The following is a 20,355-nucleotide window of genomic DNA, read 5'->3' on the forward strand; positions in this document are numbered from 1 at the left end:
TCCCTTTTACAGTTCCTTTCGATAGAACCTTTTCCAGATACCGATCAGATAATCCCAGCCTTTTGTACAGATAATTGCAATGACAAAAGCCGCAAAAATAGTGGCAACCAGGTAGTACCACACAAAGCTGATTTTTGCATAAGAAATATATGCGAAAAAGACGATGGTACAGATAATAATGCTGAGTACCAACACCTGCAGATCTGTGGGAATCCGGTTCAGAATTCCGATTTCCTTTGTAAACTCTGTGATGATTGATACCAGCGTACAGATTGCCGCCGCAACCAGAAGAATCATTGACATATTAGTTAATAAAGTTTCCATAAGACGTCCTCCTTAATATAAATGATCGATGGCCTGCCGCTGCAGGAATTCTTTCTGTTCATGCTTAACATTCCGGGCATATTCCAGGGCTGCTTCTGTTTCTCCGTTTGTATGCCCATTTTTCAATGCCAGAGCAGCCGCTTCGCCGAGGGCAATGGCCGCCCCAATGCTTTTTACCATAAGAATTTCATTTTCTTCCCTGGCAGCTTCCTTTTCATCCAGTTCTTTATTTCTTCTGTCAATACGTTTTTCCAGACACCAGAAACAGAATCCGGTAATTGCACTGGGAATACTCATAGCGATGGCAATTGCTGTTAAATCCAAATTTCTCACCTCCTTCCACAAAAAAAGAGCCTTATGGCTCTAATTTTGTCATTTCATATTCTCGCATTGCTTCCTCTGCAAGTCTTTTATCCTGCTCTAAAATCCTGTCTTCCTCACTCTCTATGTTGAGAATGTTTTTGTAATGCAGAATGTCCGTAGCTTGACGAGAAACAAGCCTGCCCAGTCTGCAGATAACTTCATCCTGCTTTTCTACCATTTCCATATAGAGTTCTAACAGTTCAAGCAATGCAGCTTCATCCAAATCCTCTAACATAAGCCCTCCTTCCTATAATTTTTACAAACAAAAAGAGCCTGAAATCATTAAGAATCAGCCTCTTTTGCCAGCCCAAGTGCTTCCTTGACCGCCTCCCTAAATTGATCCGGCACGCTCTCAATCGTTCTCATTCCGCTTTTCACAAGTCTGATATACAATTCCAGCATAATTAAACACCTCCATTTTGCTTCTCATAGATTTCTGCTATTGCAGCCATTGTTGCCAACTGATTTTGTTCCTGTTCCAATAACCGCTCGTAGATTTCAGCCTGGGCCGCCATACTTACAAGCAGATTATCATTGGTATTTTGATTCATTTCCTCCTGAACCAGAAGCAAATTATATTCTTCTTCTGAAATAAATCTGCTCTGGCATTTCCAGCCGGTTTCCGTTGTGCCATCCGGATTTTCCTTCTCATACGGCTGAATATCCTTTCTCTGAATATAGCCCCTTCGATTAAGGCTTTCCAGAGCTTCAGGATGTCGCACAGATAATTCTTCTTGCCAGTTTGTCATTCCTGTTGTCCTCCTTTGCCAACTTTGATATGATTTTTTTAATATGCCTTACCCTCACAAACGGTTTGACATTTACAAGATACCATGCGTAGGTATCAGTGCATGATACCCACCCCATCAAAGAAATAAAACTGCTGCATAGTTTTTTGGGAAATGCCTGGTGATTTTCCTTCTTTTTACCTATCCGCCTTGCGGCCGCTGCCAGATGAATCATGATATGCTTTCTCATAATTACACGGTCACGGTAGAAATAAAATCCCATTGCCGATATGCGCCTCCCGGTTCTCTTTCCATTCTTTTTTACATAGTCAAATCTGGATACCTGCCAATCACCCTTTAATTTTAAACGGTGCTTGCCAAGCCATGACATAACCCCTTTAATAGCCCTGTGAAGTCTCTTTTTGTTATCATCCATAAAAGTAAGGTTATCCATGTATCTGGTGTAATGAGCAATACCATATACATTTTTCACCATATAATCCATCTCCTGTAGCAGAAAATTGGCAAGCCACTGGCTGAGAAAAAATCCCAGCGGAATTCCTCTAACCAAAAACTGCCGCATAGATACATCAATCAAATGCAGAAAAAAATTGTCATGAACCCTTTTTTGTAATTTTTTCCGCACAATCGAATATCTGACATGATCGTAAAAATGACGAATATCGCACACCGCATGATTCCTTATGCCTTTTCCTCTGTGAATCCATCTGCTTATGGCCTTTTTCCCTTTGTGAGAACCTCTTTTAGGAAAGGAAGCATAAGTATGCGCATAGGCACTTCCACGTAAAATAGGTTCCAAAATTAAAATAATGATATGATGAACCCATTGCTCCACCACACTCGGAACATAAATAGTTCTGGTTTTTCCAGCTTCCCTAATCGTTATCGGCTTGTGCATTTTAGGTTTAAATGCCAGTTCCGGATGTTCTACATGCCATCCTTTGGGTTTTGTATTGATAAGCATTATCTGGATTTTTTCAACCCACTTATCAAAATCATTTTCGATTTCTACAATCTCTTTCCTGGTTGTCTTTTTCTTTCTCATACGCTCAAAAGCGCGGATAATCACCTTCTTCTGGCAGGCTATTTGATAAAGGTATCTATAACTTTTTTTCTTCACCCACGGTACTTCTAAAACTTTCTCAATATCGTATGCATAAGACATTTGCTTCTATCTCCTTGTCACTTTCCTACATATCATTGTACTTGCAACACCTGCATCGGAATAATTTCCACTCACCAAAACCAATAATGGCGGATATACCGGTATTTCAACCGTCAGAGGTGTAGGATTGTCGGTGGCATTTGTATTATTATTCCATTCTAAGATAGAAATGAGGCGCCGTTGTTCCACCAGGCGTTAGCCGCGGTATTGTTGAACGTGCGGGAAAACAAGCCGCCGTTAGCCCCGTTGTTGCAGTTGCCCAGCCGGAACGCCCGCTAAAGCCGCCCCGACAACCCCTGTTTTTCGTAGGTGCATTTTTCATTTTGCAAAAAATATAAAACCCTTTGGGGGAATTCCCCCAAACCCCCTAAAAGCCTTTTTGGGGGAAGACCCCCAAACCCCCTACGCTGCTACGCAGCGACAGGTTGTGCCTGAAGAAGCGAGGCGCCGTCGCTCCACCAGGCGCGAGCCGCGGTACGGTCGAACGCGCGGGAAAACAAGCCGCCGTTAGCCCCGTTGTCGCAGTCGCCCAGCCGGAACGATACTCGCACATCCGTAGCCGTTACCCATGTGTGGTCGCAATAACCGGTTAAAGAAGTACAAATCACTTCCGCAGTAGGAACCGCCCCAAATCCAGGAATCACCTGAGTGATGGCATAATAATTATTTGACGCCAGCTTCACCCCAGTGTCAATGTATTTGGCTCCGGTCAAGTCATAGGTATAATCCGGGCTTACTTTAATAATGCCATTTACCAACAATGTATATGGATCCCTCTGCCAGAGCATTTGCGATCCCAGGACACAGGAATGAAAAACCTTATTAAAGCTCTTTTCATCCTTCGATCCATAAAACTGGCCGCCGCCAATGACTGTATTTACCTTTGTCCCGTGTTTCTGCTCTTTATCATTTACATATGACGTTGACATGCCTGCCCCAAATGATGCCTGGGTATTTGTGGACCTCGTAAGCATTACGCATATATCAGCCAGCGTATTCATTAAGGCGCCGCCAAAGAAAAGGGCTTCCGGATCGGTTTTTTTTATCGCTGCATTCTGCACCTCTGTTGTTACATTTGCAGTCACATTAGTGTCACTTGTGTTTCCGGTTGCCGTCCCCCAACTCCATTGACCGGCAATACTCCGCATCTTTCCATTTCCATCGATGGAGCCATAAAACAACGGTATCAGCATATAATCCCGTTCTTTTCCCAACACGTCAAAACCGATGGGTTTGAAATCATCGGTCAGCTTTCGCTCACAAAAAAGCACATACCGGTCATACCCAATTTTATAAGTATGGGTATATATTTTTTTAATGACTGCCATAGCATTCCCGGCATAATTTACGTTGGCCACATCTGAAGCAGAGCCGTCACTGGCTTTTTTTGTATAATCATTTTCATTCAGATAATACTCTATTCCACCTCCCCAGTTCGCCATTACCGGCTTATTGGCTTTCAGCCACTCCCAATTCCCCCAAGAGCCATAATCCATGATATGGGTATCCATATTCATCATCATAGGAGTAAAGTCCTTGTTGGCACCAATATACTCAACCCGCGTGGCCGGATCCAGATCTGCTTCATGAATAATCATTCCATATACCGGCGAATCCAGAGGAACCAGATTATTCAAAAGCTTCTGTGTATTTTCATACACCTTATCCAGAGTAGCCTTGTCTGCTACATAAATTCTTTCGGACATAAATTTACCGCCTTTCTCACTATACTACATTCTGTTGCTTTACGATTTTTTTGTTATTTAATATCAAATAGCGATATTTTAAGTATCGGTTTCTATATACAGAAGCCCGTTCTCCACCCCGAAATGATACGTCTGATCCGTTTCATCATCTTTGATATGTTTCAAACATTCATCATTTTTCAGAAGCTGCTGAAACATAGGATTAAAGATATTGGCATGCGCCGGATCGGACTTCTCCAGCATCCGCATTTGATTGCTATACCTGGGATTAGAAACATCATATTTTGCCATCAACCCACCTCCTAGAATGTATCATCAATCTCGAATCCCATTTCCTGGTCTTCGTCTTTTCCTTTGTCCAGAAATGATTTTATGGCAATCAAATCCCCATCTTCATCATATAATGCTATTTCATTGATGTATTTGTTTGCCAGTTCTCCTTCATTCAAAGTACAGACATACCGGTAAACCAGCCGGGAAACTACTTCATACCTGTCAATTTCCTTTCTGAGAAGCTCATGGCGCAATTCTGTCTGATCTGCAACAGGGGCAATCACACCGCCAGAGGCATTCTTCGCACCATCTCCAAATGCCATTCCCACAATTTTGGGAAGCGGAGCCACTCCCGCTCTCGCTTTCAGCATTTTTTCCCTTGCAATATCTGTTACAATACTTTCTGCCATTACTCTAAGACCTCCTTACTCTGATAAGCATCCAGTGTTTGGCTGCCGTCCAGAGGAACAGCCCCATCCAGATACCATAAATTGTGTGTGACCGTAACCGTGGGCGCTGAAAAGGCTTCTCTGGCAGCCACTTCCCCCCGATGTGTTACCTTTGCTTTATACTCTGGAAATCCATTGTCCAGATTCCTCTCCCCATCTAATTTGTATTTTCCGTTTAGTGCGCCCTCCCACCAACAGATTTTATATCGAAATAAGCTCCTGATTTCAAATATCAGGGCATTTTCCATCCTAAAGGTATTCCACATAGCCTTAACTGAAATAAGCCCCTGCAAAGCCAATGCAGCCCTATGGAAAACCTTTAATTTATATGGTGGGAAAAATCGATCCAGACAGATTCCTCCATCCAGAAAATATTTACCATTCAGAATGTGTTTAGTTTCTCCCCACCAATAGCATGTAAACGTATGAATAATCAAAACAGGAAACTTTTCTTTTGTCGTGAAGGCAAAAGCATTGTTTATTTTTTTCAGATATACATTTTCTGAATTAAATACCGAAAACAGGTTCCGCACCTTCATATGATAAGGCGGAAATTCTGTATTAAGCAGCCGGCTCCCATCCAACAGAAACCCTCCATTAAGAATCCCTTGTTCGCCAAACCAATAAACAGCCATTCTATGAATTGTCTTAAAATAAAATTGCTCTTTTAGGACAATCTGCCCCAGATAATATGCCTGGTAAAAAGCCATATGCGCCTCTTTATAATCCTCGACAATCCTCCGGATCAATCCACTGCTGCAATCCAAAGAATCATCTCTGATGCGGACCTGGAATGTATATGGCGCTATATTACGGATAATATCTACATTAGCCCCGGCAACATTTTTTATCAGACGTTCCAGGGAAATAGGAGTAATCCTTTGCAATGTCAGCAGCTTCATCATAACTCGGCTCCGCCGTTCTGCAATATCCTCTGTGCTCCTGCCAATCCCTAGCATTTCTTCCCATAATCCCAAACCCCATGTTGCTGTCTGCGGATTAAATTGATTTGGCATATCTTCAATGATGGCATGAATAATGTCCAGTTCTTCCCCTTTAGCGTTGTTTTGAGCCGTATAAAACAAACTTTCACGGTAATAGCTTTCCACATATCCCATCATCAAATCAGCACGGCTAATTTCCATCAAAATACACCTCCCCAACAGAAGGCTTGAGATGAACCGGCGTCTGAATATTACTGCCGGATTTATTCATCAATATGCTTCCAAAATCTTTTACTCCTGGCACATGTTTAATAGCGTCTTCCACATAGTGAATTCTCACCAGACCGCCAATGCTGACTTTGGCAACTTCCCCCTTCACCGCTTCAATAATATTCTGCCGGGTATTTACCAAACTGTATCCCGCTTCAAATTCAAGGCCGGTAATATCGATTCTGATTGCATAATTTTCTGTTGTAATCACAGTAACAACCGCCCCGATGGGCGCCCTTCCTTCTCCCTCCCCCTCATGATCTGAAGGATCTAAATGTTCTTTCACCCTATCCACCAAATCCGGAATAGGAGAGCCGCCTTCGCCAATAATAATAACTTGAACGGTACCAGGCCCATCCCACAAAGGAATAACTTCCACCTCGGCAACTCCCGGAACTTCTTTCGCCCATTGTTTATAATCATTTTTATTTCCGCCGCTTATGGGGTTTCTCACTTTATCCAATAACCTTGACAAAAGAGATTCATCTTTTTCCTCATCCACGCCATTTGTAAACGCTACCGGATTACTAATAGATACCAGATTTTCAATATCCGATAAATTCAAATTGATTTCTTCCGCCTGTGCGTTACCTGCGGCGCCTATTTCATCTGAAATCACTTCCACCTCTATTTGCCCGTTATCTCCAACCACCGCATACTTTTGTGATGTGTAATATTTTACTGCCAGAGCAGATCCCGCCGTTATGGTATTTGAAAATTTTGTCCCGGCCGGAATTGCTGTTCCGACAGCGCCTGTTATCAGAAGGTTTCCGCTGGCAAATGTTGCGCCTTTTCTGTATACCCCGCGGGAAGCTGCTGCCAGTGTTAGCCATTCGCCAAAGGAATGCTGCGGAAAGGCAAGCAATATTATATTTCTCAGCATAAAGTACACTATCGCAAATTCCATATTGGTAGGCTCAATGGCGTCGTATTCATAACTTCCAACAGAAGTATCCAGTCCCTCCGGTACTCTTTCGTATACCCTTTCCCTTATGCTTTCTTCATCCTGCAATGCCAGCCATTCCACCACATCCAGAGTACCTTCCTGAATCATTTTTATAAAATCATAGCTGGGTTGTTTCGACATATCGCACCACCTCTCTATGACGGCTGGATGTTCCGTCTATACCATTCACAACAAATTCACATAAAATCATATCTCCTTCCCCTTTAATCTCAAAATTGCTGAGGCTTGCTATCAGAGGGTGATATACCAGCGCTTCGGTAAATACCCTTCGCAATTCACACTCCACCACCTCATACGGATCGTCTTGATTTAAAATCAAATCAACTTCATTTCCATACGAATCTGGATAAATCAGATTTTTATATCTTCGATCATGTAAAATTTTATTTACCACTTGTTCCAGAAGTTCATTGGGGTTATTTGTCATGATGGCATTCCCCATTACATCTGTGACAAACTCATTTTTTTCAAAATCAAATTTAAAAGTTTGTTTCCCTATCAGGCTGTCCTTATACGTTTTTATGGTAGTATCTGCCGTAATTTTTTCTGATAACTCTGGTAAAATTCCCATTATGCAGGCACCACCTTACATAATATGACATAGTGTGTGCCGCCCACTGCAACACCGACAACTCGATCTCCTGCAGAAAGGGCGCCCTTAAATTCAATTTCTGAATCTGGCAGATCCATGACCGGAGAGGTAATATCTCCCTTTCTTTTATGACCCATAAATGAGGAATTCACTAGCAACCCCGCTGACACATCAAATCCCACATCATCAAATTTTACAGTCAATGGGGAAATGGCCGATACTGTTCCTAGCATGGGTTCAAATCCACTTGTCTGTTTCCGGCCAGATATTTTACTTATAATTCTTGCTGCCTCCGCACTCAAACTATCACTCCTTTCTGCAGGCTTCCCTACGATTCTTTAGGTGCCTGATATTCTATTTCCGGCAATTCATCTGTCCATGCCAGCGTAAGGCTCATTTCATGGTAGCCATTACTGTATCTGTGGCTGTCGGATTCCACATAAAAGCCCCCTACCAGCCCTGTTTCATTATCGATCACATATACCCCCGTACCTGTTTCAACTCCTTCAATTCCATAGGTTTTGATAGAACCGCTTTTTTGCAATGCCGATAATTCTTTCAGCTTTTGGGCGGCGATTGCATTCACTTCTGCCTGAGTAGCCTTGTTGCTCTGGCTGACATATTCCTGCATGATTCCGTAAAGTTTTTGGGCTTCTTCGTTTTTCTGAACAGCAGATATTTCATTTCCCTTAGAATCTTTACCGACCACCTTCACCTGGGTATATGTGCTTTCTATGCTTTCATCATAAGAGGCATCTATCAAATTCACGCCTTCCTCAATTACCCATTGAGCTGTCTGGTTGAGTTTTTCAATCAGTTCCAGATTTCCGTTTTTAATGCGTGTGGTGTATCTTTTCCCACTCTGTTTCCGAGTTTCTGTTAATGCCGTAATAATCATATCCCACGGTGTTTTTTTCAGAAAATGTAATACCGAAAATTTCACTCCGGTATCTTCCACTGTTCCTGTGCTGATTCCCAGCGTTTTGCACAAACTCAAAAATATCTCACCAGCAGTCATGTTCTCAAACTTCTTATCCATTTTACTGCGCGTAAGCCACCAGCGTATGTCCCTGGCAGTATATTTTATTGTCGTACTGCTTCTGGTTTTGCTTTTCTTTGTAATGATATACCGCATCAGTTCTTCATCAGACGCATTATAAACCACAACACAACTTCCATTCGGAAAATCTGTCTTTCCTTCCACTTTCAACACTTCCATATTCAGAGTGCGCGAAGCTTCATTTTTGCTGCCACCCCAGGTCATTGAGGTGACAGCTTCCTCGATCCAGGAAATAAGCGTTTCCTGAACTACGGCCACTTTATATTTTTCTCTTTCTTTATACAGTTCGATCATGATGGAATCGTCAATACCTGTCCGGGATATATCAAATCTGCATTCTGAATAGGGGGGCTGTTTGCAGCAAATATTTTTGGATATTGCGCCCCATTGCCATAGAATCTTTTAGCAATAACCCACAGGCAATCTCCTTTCACAACAGTATAGGTGTTGGCCGTGGCGGCCGTTTCTGGTCTGTCAGACTGCTGCTCTACCTTCGGCGCCACTTTTACCACTTCACGAATCTTTATGAATTTGAATTCTTTAAATTCAATATCAAAGTATACATCTCCAGGCTCCCCGCCCTTCTCCCGATAATCAAACTTCCGGATCGTTGCATACATATTGATGTCCGTTTCTGTTATCAGCAGCTTAACCGGCTTTCCAGAATCACGCCATTTGTTAATTTTGTCTACTGCCTCCCACGGATCCGGAATGTTTTTTCTGACACAATAGGAAGAATCATAGTCCCTGGGGAAAAAGGAGGAAAACGCAACGCTTTGTAGCATACTGTTTCCAATAATTGTGCGTTCCCCTCCCTTAATTACCTGGGAATCCGAAAAGGCGGTTCCTCCGCCACCTATTACGAGTTCGGGAGGATTAACCGGAAGTGTAATGCTTTCTTTTAGATTTTCAAATGATATTTTGTAAATCAATCAAAGTCCTCCTCTCCCATGTTTTCCGCCGTTTCTTCAATATCATCTGCAAGTGCTGCCAGTATCTTTTCTACCAGCCTGTCTTCATCACCTTCTCCCGTCACGGTTACACTTTCAATAATTTTTTCGATATAATATTTTTTTACGCTCTGCTGCTGGTTTTTCGTTGTTTCAGAGTAGGAATTGCTTACATCCGAGTTACTTATGGGCTGTGCAATGTCCAACCCCTCATACGTTCCACCGCCTTCTTTGGGCGGCGGTGGTTTTTTGGGACTTTTAGGTTTATCTGGTTCATCCGGTTCATATGGTCTGATTTCCGGCGGCTGCATATCTGTGAGATTTGCCCCCATGGTTAATTTCATATCGCCTGCCATGTTTTCAACTTCATTATTTATCATGGCTTTGGTTTCTTTCAAACCTTCTACCACACCGGCGCCGACATTAAATCCAACCTGGGCTTTCATCACTGTAGACGGGGAATGAATTCCCAGGAATCCTTTGAATTTGTCCACAATGGAACTGGCCACATTTCCGATGGTACTTGCAATTGCCTTAACGCCTTCAACCAGCCCGTTTCCTATGCCTTTTATCAGATCAATTCCGAGCTGCAACCAATCCGTACTTGTGATGGTTTCCCAAATGGCCTGTACAAGCTGCAAGGCTCCCTCAATAAGCTGCGGTATAGCCTCTATCAGTCCTTGAACCAGAGCAACAATAATCTGGATGGCAACCTCGATAATCATAGGCAGATTTTCGGTAATAAATGTTACCAGACCTGTAATAATCTGAATTACCCCATCTACCAGCATCGGGATGTTCTCTGTAATCCCCTGGACCAGCGCCAGGATAATGTTTAGAGCCGCCTCCAAAATCATAGGCAGATTATCTGATACAAACTGTACAATATTCAGAATCACTTCAACAATCGCCGGAATCAATACCGGAATCGAATCTATGATCCCCTGGGCCAGCGCCATCAATATATCCAGCGCTGCCATAACAATCGTACCTAAATTCGCACTGATAAACTGCACGAATCCCATAATGATCTGTACCACTGCCGGAACCAATACCGGCAATGCCTGGGTAAGCCCTTGGACCAGCGCCATCAGAACCTTTAGAGCCGCATCAAGAATTGGTTGCAGATTCTGCCCCATAGAGCCAGATAATGCGGTAATAATTTTAACTACCACATCAGCCATTAAAGGCGTTCCGTCTGCTATCCCCTGGGCAAGTTTTGTGATTGCTTCGGATCCGCTGTTTAGCAATTCTGGAAGCTGTTCTGCAATCCCCTTGGAGAGTTCCAAAACCAGATCCCCTCCGGCCAAAAGCAACTCTGGAATCAGCTGAAGGATTCCCTGGATAAATACGGTTCCTGCTCCCGTCAAACCGCTGACTATCTGTGGCAGATTGCTTTTTATGCCAGAAATAAGGCTGCTGACAATTCCAACTCCGGCCTGAATCAACTGCGGCGCCAATGAAGCCATTTTGGTAACAACCTTTGCAAATACAGAACCGATTGCCCCTACCAGACCGTCTATGCCGCCTTCTTCCGTTGCCTTTGTCAAATCGCCGATCCAGCCAGATGCTTCCTTCACCAGATCCTTTAGATTACTGCTCCCCAGCGCCTCATATATGGCAATGCCAGCGCCTTCCATTGCAGACTTGAACTCTGTTATCCGTCCTTGCAGATTATTATTCATGGTGTCAGCCATGTTCTGCATAGCACCATCTGAATCAGCAATATATCCGCTTAATTCATCAAATCGATCTCCGCAGTTGTCAAGAAGAGCGTTTACCGACTTTAAATCTGCTTTGTTAAAAATAGTTGACAGTGCATTTTGTTTCTCTGCATCTGTCATATTCTCCATAGACGCATTCAGATCGCCCAACACTTCATTCATGGGGCGCATTTTCCCTTGTGCGTCATAGACACTCACACCAAGAGATTTCAGCTTTTTAGCAGCAATATCCGTGGGAGATTGCAGGGAAAGCATGATATTCCGAAGCTTTGTACCGCCCTCTGCCCCTTTTACCCCATTATCAGCGATTATGCCCAGCAGAGTATTTAACTCTGTTGTGCCACCGGCCAATGTCTTAGCCGTACCGCCGACCGTAAGGATTGCTTCTCCCAATTGGGCTACGCTTGTATTGCTCTTTTGAGCTGTTTTTGCAAGCTGATCCCCAAACTGTGTAAGGTTTTCTTCTGTTGCGGCAATTCCCAGGGCTGACATGCTGTCCGTCACCATGTCGGATGCCGCTGCCAGATCCATACCTCCGGCGGCTGCCAGATTTAGAATTGTGGGAAGAGCTGCACATGCTTTGTCCGCATCATATCCGGCCAGTGCCAGGTAATTAAGTGCCTCGCCTGCTTCTGAAGCAGAAAACTTCGTGGAGGCTCCCATTTCCTTTGCCACATTTGCCAGTTTCGCATATGCCTCATTACTGTAATTCGCTTCATCTGCCGTCATTCCCATTGTAGCAGCAACCTGACTCATGCTGGCTTCAAACTGAGAACCAACATTAACGCTCGCCGCACCAATGCCGCCAATTACGGTAGCTGCTGCCCCCACAGAAACAGCCAGCCCCTTTGCAATTTTTCCGGTAGCCCCGGCCACTGCTTTACCGGCTTTTGCACTTAATCCGGCAAGTTTAGCGCCAAGCTCTTTTATGGTGTTGAATGCCTGTTGTGCTTTTAGCCTTACTTCCGGGGTAAATATTTTACCGCCCAAAGCTCCTAATTTGGCCTTCACAGCGTTCGCAGCTTTAGAAGCAATATCTTTTACCTTAATGACCGGATAAGCCACTGTACCGGCTATTTTCGCCAGTCCTGTCCGTACAGAGGACATTACCGACTTTGCTTTGTCCACTGCCGATATGATCGGTGCAAACTTTTCTCTGGCAAAAGTCTTCGCCTTGTTTTTGATGCTGTTGATTTTTTCTGTTGCCTGGTCTTTCAGCTTTACAACCGGGCTTATTATCCGCTGCCCAATAGACTTTAGCTTTTCATCAATGTCATAGACCTGTTTTAAAGCGTCAGTCTTAAAATCCAGATACGCTCTCACGGCCACATTGGTACTGTTCAGATTTTCCAACGCCCTTTCCAGGGTAGAAAGCTCCGCTCTGGCAACTTCCAACTCATTGAAATCTATCCGAATCTGCTGCCACTCTGCAAATTGCTGTTTCGCCGCTTCAATATCCGCCAGCTTTTTTTCCAGACTTTCTATGGACTGCTCTACTCCCAGCCTGACACTGCCTTTTGTTCCATCTGTAAATTCCGCCTGTTTTTGTTTCAGAACAGCCAGCTTATTACCGTATTCCTCCACTTTCCCGCTGTTCTTTTCCAGGAAATTTCCCAGTTCAGCCAGCTTCGCATTTATCGTTTCATTTTCCAAACCATCCAGATCTATTTTTGTTTGCAGGGAAAGTTCCTTTTGGGAAACCGTATTTCGCAGGGAGGCGATTGAAGCCTGGGCAGCGGAAACCATTTCGGATATATTGCTGTTTGCGGAAATATTGATATTCTGTGTTGCCGCAATTTTAGAAATGGCATCTTTGGATTCATTCACCCTCTGTGTCATTGCTGACACACTCTTGCTGGCCTTATCCATCTGTGCCGACAGCTTATCTCTTAATGTAAGAACCGCGCTTAATTCCATCCTCTCACCTCCCCGCCCTTAATTTTTCTTACCAGCCTTCCCTCCCGGCTTCTCTTTTCTCTCCTTCAAAGTAAGCTCCAGCGAGGCATACATAAAATCCCGCACCCGGCGTGGTTTTGCATATATTTCATCCGGGAACAGAGAATAATGGCTTTCTTGAAGCAATCGGTGTATTATTCCTGCTTCTCCGCCTCGCATAATGAGTTTTTTGCTTCTTCCAGCCCGTCATCAAATCCCGAAATATCCATAATGGCCTCTGTAAGCTGAGAAATTTCCCCGATATAAAGCCGTTTCCGGATTACTTTGGCAGGATCGGAAGTATTATATTTTGCCAGAAGTTTCGGCTCATTCCAGTCCGGCTTCACGCATGCCGTAACGATCAGAAGGTTTGACAGCATTTCCTGATTGGTCTTTTCCTCAATCTGGTGCGTTCTTTTGTTTTTTACCGGATATTTGCACCGGTTTTCCAGTTTGCTGTATTCCTCAGAAGAAATGGCCTTGACCGTAAAATAGGCATCAAAGCGTTTCATATAAACCTGCTTTGTCGCCTCATCCGGGGTTCCCAGCAGTTTTTCCAGCAATTCAGCATCCGACATTGTCGGCGGCGCAATATAGGCATCTCCCGGCATATCTTCCATTTTTTCATAAGCTGTTATTTTATCTTCCATCTCAAAATCTCCTTTCAAAAACAAATGCGGCCCATCGGCCGCAAATCTTATTTTTCAGTAATCGGATCCAACCATTCCACTCCGGTAAAGGAAAAAGGCCATTCTTCTTCAACAATAGAACCCACTTCCCATCCCACAATAGGTATCTTCGTAAATTTTACATGCTTCAGACGCACTCTTTCACAGCCAAACGCTTCCGGATCATCCAGTTTAGAAATAAGCTCTGTCACATACTCCGACTTCCGGTCATCGGTAATTCTGGCAACATTCTGAACCAGCTCCGTTGTGATTTTATAACCGGAAATGCTGCCTGTACCCTTTACGCTCAAAAGCTTCTGTCCGGTCCAACGTGTCCCCGACATTTTTACATCACCGTATGACGGTTCAACATCTGCCGACATTTTATAGATATTTGTCAGCCATTTTCCTTCACTGTGACATTCGCCAAAGGAACCGTTAATTACTCTGGTATCATCTAACATACCGCTCCTCCTTACAGATAAATTTTATTAAAGATCTGTTCAATCTTATCAATGGTAAGAGCCTGTGTTTCCATATAAACTACATCGCCCTCACTCACAAGAGCTTCACTCAACCCTACCAGAATATCCGGGCTGATTACATGCTCATTTGCCAGGGTTTCCAGATATTGCGAAACACCGCTGAACAGCGCCGCCCGGCCGTCTGCATCATTATCAAGTTCGCCGAGTACATTATTCATGGCATACCGCCCAATATCATAGTCAATTGCCGCCATAGTGGAGATTGCCTTGATTTTTCTGAGTTTTTGTCCAGCCTCTTTACCAAAGCTGGTAAAGGTATTTATGCCTCTTTCGACTTTGACTTTCACCTCAAAACTCTCCGGATCTGTATCCTTAAACAGGACAAAGGAGCCTGCCCTGGTAGCCTCGCAAATCTGCGTGTCCGTCAGCTCCACTGTCACATCCACTATATCTTCCAGTTGCTTATAGGTAATGGAAGCATTCAAAGGCAGCGCCGCCACTGCCCCGGCAATTTGCGGAGCCATTTCTGCAGATGAATACATATTCCCTGCGGCATCAATCCCACCGACAATACAGTTGATAATTCCGTAATTGTCGCATGACTTTGAACGGGTATTGCCAATGTCTGGCTCCTTATCATCTGCATGCGTTCCGCCAATAACAAGCTGAATCATTTTCCCGGTATTCCACACCCGATTATGCCAGCTTTTTACCATCGTTAGAATTGCTTCATCGGTCACTCCATCTAAGGCCAGCGTATTCATGTAAGCTGTTTCAAAGGCTGTCAGTGCCTTTATATAGTCCTCTACCCTTACCTCGCTTCCAGACGCACCGCCAGCAAAGGAAATGGAGGCCGTGGGAGAAAGTGGCGTTTCTCCCGTTCTTACTGCTGTTACCAGGGACTCCGCATCGTTATTGACCGCCTCAACCAAAGCATCCAGGTCGCCTTTTTCAATGGTATACTTGCTTACCATTGCGCTGTCCTCATAAATACAGAGATTCACACAATCCTCATTCTGGATGTTTTCTGTAATGGAAGCCCTGAAATGGTTTCCGCGTTCCCCTTTATATTTTGCAATCAGTTTGAAGCTGCCTTCCACTGTTGCAACTGCCTGTTCCGCCTCTGCGGTTGCCATCCTGTAAATAACCAGCTTGTGGGGCTTGCGGTCTTTTCCCCCTTTCGCTGCCCTTCGCGCCAGGTAAACCGTTCCTCCATCACCAAATGTTGAGATAATATCCGTATCATCACTGCAAATAGTAAGCTGATTACATGGCCCCCAATCTGCTTTAATGGGAATGCCCACAACGCCTTTCTTAGCAGCATTGATCCGGGACGTTGCCAGAGATACAAACCAATTGTAAAGTCCTGTGCGGTCTTTGGTTTCACCCGGTTTCCATGTTCCACTGGACATATTACACTACCTCCTTTTTTACAAATTTTTCAATGGCCTTTTTTACCTCGGCCAGGGTATACTTTTCTTTTGTTTCTGCCGGGAGAAGCGCCCCGTAGATCACTTCCGGATAAACTCCAAAAAGTTCCTTTGAATGCTGACATATTTCATCCAGACTAAACTCTCCTTTATCATTCATCGCTTATCGTATCCCTCCCATCTACTGAAATACTGTTTACTATTTTTCTGATTTTTGGCACCGCAGGGCGTCTTAAATTCCTTGCTTTCACTCTGGATACCTCAATCATAAATGCAACCATAGAATTCACATCATCTGTATCTGCTGCCACCTGCTCCACTGTATAATAACGATCTGTACCAGGAATCGGTACTTTTTTCACCCCCATAAGATAATCAACAAAAGAATCCTTATAGCTTGTAAGGCTCTCGACATCATCCTCTGTGGCAAAAAAATATATTTCATAGTTTTGCATGGCCTTATATGACGAGGCTGTCATTTCTTTTGTCCTTGTTGTTTTATCCGGATTGATGAAAAGAAAACAAGGACGGCTGAAATTCTGCGGAACATCTGTTTCATATTGCTGAATATCCCCAAACACCTCCTTTACGATTTCAGAAAAAACGGAATTCTGTGGGGACGGATTACCTGTTGAATTCTGCTGCAAATCGTTCAAGTTCGTATCTGACAACTTCTGGAGCCTCCTTTTTCATTTCCTCAAATCCAATATCAAAAAACTTTACACCTTTATAAACTCGCGGCTTTACCCATATTCCAGTCTTTGCCCCTGGCTGATAAATGAATTTGCCGGTTCCGTCAATCGTACCAGGAACCCAATGCGGTGTTCGCATGGTATATCCATCATTGATAAATCCTGCATAGGACACACTTGAACCTACACAAAGAGAAAATCTCCCCACCGAACCACTGTAAATCCAGATATTACCTCCAATGCCTCTGGATAATGAATTCCACAAAGCTCCGGTATCAATGGAATTGGTGGAAACCGTCCCTTTGAACTGAAGATAATTTTTCTGTTTGCCTTTATTGGCACCCCTGGTAATGGTTCTGGTCTTCTTGACATATCTCGCATGCGGCCGTGTGTCACTTTTTAAAGTATCTTTTGCCGAATTTAAGATAATCTCTCCGAGGGTTTCTAAAATGTTCTGAATTATCTGCGGAAATTCCTTTGAAGCCGCTTTCAATAGTTTCTGCTCCAATTTATCAAGATTTTCAATATAGAATCCATCCCCCATCAGACTTCACCCTCCTTTTCCAGAGTGACTACATGAAAGCGATTAGACGGCGCGTATGGCTCCTGAACCGTATATTTTGCCTCTGGATCCAGGGACCATATCACCACATCACCATTTTTCACTTTCACCCGTTTGGGCAAATACAAAACATAATAGGCAGATACTTTAGTCCGCCCATTGGCCTCTGTATTGGTTGCGTTTTTCCGTACAAATCTGCAACGGGTTCCAGGCGGATATACAGAAACCGGCTTCATTTTGGTAAAATTCCCCCGCTTTCCTTCTTCATGCCGTAACACTTCACATTTATGGATCAGCATTCTTCCGAAGCTCATTCAGATCACCTTTGCCCTTATGCTTTTCCTCCGGCCACAGATTGTTTCATCGCCCACTTTTAAAAAATTCAGCCGGGAAAGAATATTAGAAAAAGCATTGAGGTTATTGTCATAAGAATAATCCTCAATGCTCTCTGCTGTTTTGCTGGGATCGGATAAGATGGCAGATACCAACTGTGCATTTACCAATTTCACAATATAGGGAACTTCTTTATCCTCGCCAAAACTTTGCTGACAGTATGCGTCTATCATCTCTTTTCCCGCTGCCAGAAGATTATCCAAAGCAGCTTCTGACAGTTCTGCCAAATCGTCTGAAGGAATCAGGCCGGCAAATTCCCCATTTTCCCCCAGTAAATCCCTCCCGGATATATACGCACCCATAATCAGATCCGCACAAACAGCCCGGTTCTTAAAAGCTGTTCATACGCCTTCTGATCGGTAACGTTGGTCGGCTTATTTTTGAAATATCTGATACCAGCGTCCATATAGGTTGCAGCGCCTGTGAGAACAACCGTCCTCTCAAACACATTTTTCTGCTGGCCTTCCTCTTTCCCGGCCAGTTCTGTGCCTTCTTTTGTTTCAGCAGAATCTTCCAGTAACTCCTTCATGGATTTTTCCGGATCCGTTGCGCCGCTCCCTTCATCTTCACGCTGTTCCTCTTTCTGCTGGCCTTCCTCTTTCCCGGCATCCGCCGCCTGGGATTCTTCCTCTCTTTCTCCCAAAACAAAGTCCTCCGCCGCATTCTGCTGCTTAATCAAATCTTCTGCCGCTCCCTGACTGCTCTGCTCAACTACCTTGTGATTTTCTGTCACTTTTCTTCCCATTTTCTTTCTCCCTTCTTATGACCGGTCTTTGCCAATTACCAGCACATCCGGATTATGGATTTCAAAATCAAAATCTGCCAGAAGCGTATATTCATGCCTGGTTTTCCTCGGCACTACCTGATGATAGGTTTCAATATTGCCTCCGTACACCCCATATGCCAGATTTTTCAGCGGTGTTACCATCTGAATATCATCCTGCAGGAAGCCAACGGGGATAATCTCAAACCCGTCATAGGTCACATTCTTTCCGCTGATCAGAAGACTGTCGCCCAGAGCCGTATTCCTCTCTGTCAGTTCTTCTTTATACTCGCGGTTTACCGAATGGGACACCAGAATTTTCAGAAGGCTCTTGTCTTCCTGCTGGTACATCTGAAAATATTTGCTAGGAACCTCTCCCAGAAGCCCTCTAAACAATGCTCTTTTCGTGGGAAAGCTGGCACTGTTGACCTTATGGGTATCCGTATCCGCCTCTGCGATACTTACCCACCCATTGTTGATATTGATGAAATCATCACTGGAACTTTCATCTCCATTGAATCCCAAATCAATGGTATCATTGGCAAACTGCTGGGCAAACAGCCGGGCCAGCGTTGTGTTGACCTGTTTGCCTTCAATGTTCTCTTTCATAAACTGGAAGGTAATATCATAGGGCATGATTACGCCGACCGCATTCAGTTCTCTCTGCTTCGTGGAGAAGCTGCCGGTTGCCGGATTATCCTCATTCTCTTTTGCCTTTCTCATATTTCTTCTGGATACATCGCCATACTCCAGAACGCGGCGCGTAGTCTGCATAGTGATAAAATCCACCGAACGGAGAAACGCAGAGTAGTCTTTCATAAAAGTAATGAACTGCTTTGACTGCTCCGGATTCATCTTACCGCCTGTTCCCAGGGTGTCCGTATTCACCGCCGCCTTTGCTAACAAAGTACGATTATTCATATTTTCCGCCTCCTTCTTTTATACAAAATAGCCGTCAAATACATCTTCGGCCTCTTTTTCAATCTTCCCTGCCCTTTCCTCTCCTTCCAGGCTTCTTGCCATTCCCCTGGACTTCTCCACCTTTTCCAGACGGCTTTCCAGTGGACTTAACGCTTCGCCAATCACAGATTTGATAATCTCCGTGATAGCCTCCGTTCCTTCTGCCACATCTTCTGTTTCTGCCTGCTCGTCGGCGGCATCCTCCTTCTCGATCTTGTCGAGCCGGTCATTGATGGGCTTCAGCGCTGCCTCCATAGCCTGCTTCATAACTTCTGTTAATTCTTCCTTCTTCACTTCCTCTGCCTCCTTCTCTCCATTATCATCTTTATTCTTTTCAGGCGGTTCCGGCTCTGGCTCTGCTTCGCTGATTACTGCGGATAGTGCCCTTTGTGCCGCTTTTAAAGCCTCCAGGTTTTTACCGGATACCTTTTTTCCTGCCTTCTGAATCTCTGTTTCAGGAACATCAAAAAAGCTATCGCCCTTTGCGATAGCCGCAGTATTGACTTTGCTTTTCATGTATGCGGAATATTCATCTACCGCCTGCAGAAGCGCCGCCTTTTTATCAGCAACTTCCTCATTATTGATAATATCCCTCATAACACTCCGAAGCGTGTCATTTGCCCTCCACATATTTTCAGTAATGTCATTAACTGCCATCATCCCGGCAAAAGTCTTCTTAGGTTTTTTCGCTGTTTCCTCCGCCTTCTGTACCTTCCCGGTAAAGTAGGATTTCAGCACACCGATAAGCCCTTTCACTTCATCTGCTTCCAGATCCTCTGAGTCTTCACACTCATTTTCTTTATAAATCTGAATTTTCTGCTTGTTGGCACCCTTACGCACCAGAGAAATCATGCTTATATCCATATCACTCATTTCCCCTGGTACAATTTCGACTGTTTTCGCAGCCTTTAAAATATTGCGTCTTCTCACT

The 20,355-nt window shown here is 44.1% G+C and carries 26 protein-coding genes; all 26 read right to left on the minus strand.

Annotated features, from left to right (window positions below; all coding sequences use genetic code 11):
• Positions 1 to 6 precede the first annotated feature (6 nt).
• On the minus strand, positions 7 to 324 hold the full coding sequence (locus NFS31_RS01835) for a hypothetical protein (protein WP_160258654.1): 318 nt from the start codon (positions 322 to 324) through the stop codon (positions 7 to 9).
• Between the two features lie 12 nt (positions 325 to 336).
• Positions 337 to 657 carry a serine/threonine protein kinase gene (locus tag NFS31_RS01840; protein WP_251491075.1) on the minus strand — a complete coding sequence of 107 codons (321 nt, stop codon included), beginning with the start codon at positions 655 to 657 and terminating at the stop codon, positions 337 to 339.
• Between the two features lie 22 nt (positions 658 to 679).
• The gene (locus NFS31_RS01845; RefSeq protein ID WP_251491077.1) at positions 680 to 922 is read right to left on the minus strand and encodes a hypothetical protein; all 243 of its coding nucleotides are present in this window, start codon (positions 920 to 922) and stop codon (positions 680 to 682) included.
• A gap of 47 nt (positions 923 to 969) precedes the next feature.
• Positions 970 to 1,089 (minus strand): CD1375 family protein, encoded by a 120-nt coding sequence (locus tag NFS31_RS01850; RefSeq protein WP_251491079.1) that lies wholly within the window; start codon positions 1,087 to 1,089, stop codon positions 970 to 972.
• A gap of 2 nt (positions 1,090 to 1,091) precedes the next feature.
• On the minus strand, positions 1,092 to 1,436 hold the full coding sequence (locus NFS31_RS01855) for a hypothetical protein (protein ID WP_160258652.1): 345 nt from the start codon (positions 1,434 to 1,436) through the stop codon (positions 1,092 to 1,094).
• Entirely contained in the window at positions 1,396 to 2,601 is a 1,206-nt protein-coding gene (locus NFS31_RS01860; protein WP_160258651.1) for an RNA-directed DNA polymerase, read from the minus strand. Before NFS31_RS01860 ends, NFS31_RS01855 begins: the two co-directional genes overlap by 41 nt.
• A gap of 410 nt (positions 2,602 to 3,011) precedes the next feature.
• On the minus strand, positions 3,012 to 4,307 hold the full coding sequence (locus tag NFS31_RS01865; RefSeq protein WP_251491081.1) for a hypothetical protein: 1,296 nt from the start codon (positions 4,305 to 4,307) through the stop codon (positions 3,012 to 3,014).
• Between the two features lie 78 nt (positions 4,308 to 4,385).
• Entirely contained in the window at positions 4,386 to 4,598 is a 213-nt protein-coding gene (locus NFS31_RS01870; protein ID WP_160258649.1) for a hypothetical protein, read from the minus strand.
• 11 nt (positions 4,599 to 4,609) lie between these two features.
• On the minus strand, positions 4,610 to 4,990 hold the full coding sequence (locus NFS31_RS01875) for a phage tail-collar fiber domain-containing protein (protein WP_160258648.1): 381 nt from the start codon (positions 4,988 to 4,990) through the stop codon (positions 4,610 to 4,612).
• On the minus strand, positions 4,990 to 6,174 hold the full coding sequence (locus NFS31_RS01880) for a putative phage tail protein (RefSeq protein WP_251491083.1): 1,185 nt from the start codon (positions 6,172 to 6,174) through the stop codon (positions 4,990 to 4,992). Before NFS31_RS01880 ends, NFS31_RS01875 begins: the two co-directional genes overlap by 1 nt.
• Positions 6,164 to 7,330: a baseplate J/gp47 family protein gene (locus NFS31_RS01885; protein ID WP_160258646.1), complete on the minus strand. Its 1,167-nt coding sequence runs from the start codon at positions 7,328 to 7,330 to the stop codon at positions 6,164 to 6,166. The genes NFS31_RS01880 and NFS31_RS01885 overlap by 11 nt, the downstream gene beginning before the upstream one ends.
• Complete coding sequence (locus NFS31_RS01890) at positions 7,308 to 7,781, minus strand: DUF2634 domain-containing protein (protein ID WP_160258645.1); 474 nt, start codon at positions 7,779 to 7,781, stop codon at positions 7,308 to 7,310. The genes NFS31_RS01885 and NFS31_RS01890 overlap by 23 nt, the downstream gene beginning before the upstream one ends.
• Entirely contained in the window at positions 7,781 to 8,104 is a 324-nt protein-coding gene (locus NFS31_RS01895) for a DUF2577 family protein (RefSeq protein WP_160258644.1), read from the minus strand. The genes NFS31_RS01890 and NFS31_RS01895 overlap by 1 nt, the downstream gene beginning before the upstream one ends.
• A 26-nt stretch (positions 8,105 to 8,130) precedes the next feature.
• Positions 8,131 to 9,156, minus strand: coding sequence for an XkdQ/YqbQ family protein (locus tag NFS31_RS01900; protein WP_160258643.1), 1,026 nt, complete (start codon positions 9,154 to 9,156; stop codon positions 8,131 to 8,133).
• Positions 9,153 to 9,794, minus strand: coding sequence for a LysM peptidoglycan-binding domain-containing protein (locus NFS31_RS01905; protein WP_160258642.1), 642 nt, complete (start codon positions 9,792 to 9,794; stop codon positions 9,153 to 9,155). Before NFS31_RS01905 ends, NFS31_RS01900 begins: the two co-directional genes overlap by 4 nt.
• Positions 9,791 to 13,453: a phage tail tape measure protein gene (locus NFS31_RS01910; protein ID WP_251491085.1), complete on the minus strand. Its 3,663-nt coding sequence runs from the start codon at positions 13,451 to 13,453 to the stop codon at positions 9,791 to 9,793. The genes NFS31_RS01905 and NFS31_RS01910 overlap by 4 nt, the downstream gene beginning before the upstream one ends.
• A gap of 173 nt (positions 13,454 to 13,626) precedes the next feature.
• Positions 13,627 to 14,121 (minus strand): phage tail assembly chaperone, encoded by a 495-nt coding sequence (locus NFS31_RS01915; protein WP_160258639.1) that lies wholly within the window; start codon positions 14,119 to 14,121, stop codon positions 13,627 to 13,629.
• Positions 14,122 to 14,168: 47 nt separating this feature from the next.
• Positions 14,169 to 14,603, minus strand: a complete 435-nt coding sequence (locus NFS31_RS01920) for a phage tail tube protein (RefSeq protein ID WP_160258638.1) — start codon at positions 14,601 to 14,603, stop codon at positions 14,169 to 14,171.
• Between the two features lie 11 nt (positions 14,604 to 14,614).
• On the minus strand, positions 14,615 to 16,036 hold the full coding sequence (locus NFS31_RS01925) for a phage tail sheath subtilisin-like domain-containing protein (protein WP_160258637.1): 1,422 nt from the start codon (positions 16,034 to 16,036) through the stop codon (positions 14,615 to 14,617).
• 1 nt (position 16,037) lies between these two features.
• Positions 16,038 to 16,214, minus strand: a complete 177-nt coding sequence (locus tag NFS31_RS01930; protein WP_160258636.1) for a hypothetical protein — start codon at positions 16,212 to 16,214, stop codon at positions 16,038 to 16,040.
• Entirely contained in the window at positions 16,207 to 16,725 is a 519-nt protein-coding gene (locus tag NFS31_RS01935; protein ID WP_251491087.1) for a phage tail terminator family protein, read from the minus strand. The genes NFS31_RS01930 and NFS31_RS01935 overlap by 8 nt, the downstream gene beginning before the upstream one ends.
• Positions 16,679 to 17,290, minus strand: a complete 612-nt coding sequence (locus NFS31_RS01940) for a hypothetical protein (protein ID WP_251491089.1) — start codon at positions 17,288 to 17,290, stop codon at positions 16,679 to 16,681. The genes NFS31_RS01935 and NFS31_RS01940 overlap by 47 nt, the downstream gene beginning before the upstream one ends.
• 332 nt (positions 17,291 to 17,622) lie before the next feature.
• On the minus strand, positions 17,623 to 18,003 hold the full coding sequence (locus NFS31_RS01945; RefSeq protein ID WP_251491091.1) for a hypothetical protein: 381 nt from the start codon (positions 18,001 to 18,003) through the stop codon (positions 17,623 to 17,625).
• A gap of 2 nt (positions 18,004 to 18,005) precedes the next feature.
• Positions 18,006 to 18,446: a hypothetical protein gene (locus NFS31_RS01950; protein WP_160258631.1), complete on the minus strand. Its 441-nt coding sequence runs from the start codon at positions 18,444 to 18,446 to the stop codon at positions 18,006 to 18,008.
• Positions 18,447 to 18,461: 15 nt separating this feature from the next.
• A complete protein-coding gene (locus NFS31_RS01955; protein ID WP_160258630.1) occupies positions 18,462 to 19,385 on the minus strand; it encodes a hypothetical protein in 924 nt (307 codons plus the stop codon).
• 18 nt (positions 19,386 to 19,403) lie between these two features.
• Positions 19,404 to 20,354 carry a hypothetical protein gene (locus tag NFS31_RS01960; RefSeq protein WP_251491093.1) on the minus strand — a complete coding sequence of 317 codons (951 nt, stop codon included), beginning with the start codon at positions 20,352 to 20,354 and terminating at the stop codon, positions 19,404 to 19,406.
• Position 20,355 lies beyond the last annotated feature (1 nt).

The sequence above is a fragment of the Otoolea muris genome (genome assembly GCF_943193115.1).
GTDB classification, from domain to species: Bacteria; Bacillota; Clostridia; order Lachnospirales; family Lachnospiraceae; genus Otoolea; species Otoolea muris.

Coding starts and splice junctions, on each gene's coding strand:
- NFS31_RS01835 (WP_160258654.1), bottom strand. CDS start 324: ATGGAAACTTTATTAACTAATATGTCAATGATTCTTCTGGTTGCGGCG.
- NFS31_RS01845 (WP_251491077.1), bottom strand. CDS start 922: ATGTTAGAGGATTTGGATGAAGCTGCATTGCTTGAACTGTTAGAACTC.
- NFS31_RS01850 (WP_251491079.1), bottom strand. CDS start 1,089: ATGCTGGAATTGTATATCAGACTTGTGAAAAGCGGAATGAGAACGATT.
- NFS31_RS01855 (WP_160258652.1), bottom strand. CDS start 1,436: ATGACAAACTGGCAAGAAGAATTATCTGTGCGACATCCTGAAGCTCTG.
- NFS31_RS01860 (WP_160258651.1), bottom strand. CDS start 2,601: ATGTCTTATGCATACGATATTGAGAAAGTTTTAGAAGTACCGTGGGTG.
- NFS31_RS01865 (WP_251491081.1), bottom strand. CDS start 4,307: ATGTCCGAAAGAATTTATGTAGCAGACAAGGCTACTCTGGATAAGGTG.
- NFS31_RS01870 (WP_160258649.1), bottom strand. CDS start 4,598: ATGGCAAAATATGATGTTTCTAATCCCAGGTATAGCAATCAAATGCGG.
- NFS31_RS01875 (WP_160258648.1), bottom strand. CDS start 4,990: ATGGCAGAAAGTATTGTAACAGATATTGCAAGGGAAAAAATGCTGAAA.
- NFS31_RS01880 (WP_251491083.1), bottom strand. CDS start 6,174: ATGGAAATTAGCCGTGCTGATTTGATGATGGGATATGTGGAAAGCTAT.
- NFS31_RS01885 (WP_160258646.1), bottom strand. CDS start 7,330: ATGTCGAAACAACCCAGCTATGATTTTATAAAAATGATTCAGGAAGGT.
- NFS31_RS01890 (WP_160258645.1), bottom strand. CDS start 7,781: ATGGGAATTTTACCAGAGTTATCAGAAAAAATTACGGCAGATACTACC.
- NFS31_RS01900 (WP_160258643.1), bottom strand. CDS start 9,156: ATGATCGAACTGTATAAAGAAAGAGAAAAATATAAAGTGGCCGTAGTT.
- NFS31_RS01910 (WP_251491085.1), bottom strand. CDS start 13,453: ATGGAATTAAGCGCGGTTCTTACATTAAGAGATAAGCTGTCGGCACAG.
- NFS31_RS01915 (WP_160258639.1), bottom strand. CDS start 14,121: ATGGAAGATAAAATAACAGCTTATGAAAAAATGGAAGATATGCCGGGA.
- NFS31_RS01920 (WP_160258638.1), bottom strand. CDS start 14,603: ATGTTAGATGATACCAGAGTAATTAACGGTTCCTTTGGCGAATGTCAC.
- NFS31_RS01925 (WP_160258637.1), bottom strand. CDS start 16,036: ATGTCCAGTGGAACATGGAAACCGGGTGAAACCAAAGACCGCACAGGA.
- NFS31_RS01930 (WP_160258636.1), bottom strand. CDS start 16,214: ATGAATGATAAAGGAGAGTTTAGTCTGGATGAAATATGTCAGCATTCA.
- NFS31_RS01940 (WP_251491089.1), bottom strand. CDS start 17,290: ATGGGGGATGGATTCTATATTGAAAATCTTGATAAATTGGAGCAGAAA.
- NFS31_RS01945 (WP_251491091.1), bottom strand. CDS start 18,003: ATGGGTGCGTATATATCCGGGAGGGATTTACTGGGGGAAAATGGGGAA.
- NFS31_RS01950 (WP_160258631.1), bottom strand. CDS start 18,446: ATGGGAAGAAAAGTGACAGAAAATCACAAGGTAGTTGAGCAGAGCAGT.
- NFS31_RS01955 (WP_160258630.1), bottom strand. CDS start 19,385: ATGAATAATCGTACTTTGTTAGCAAAGGCGGCGGTGAATACGGACACC.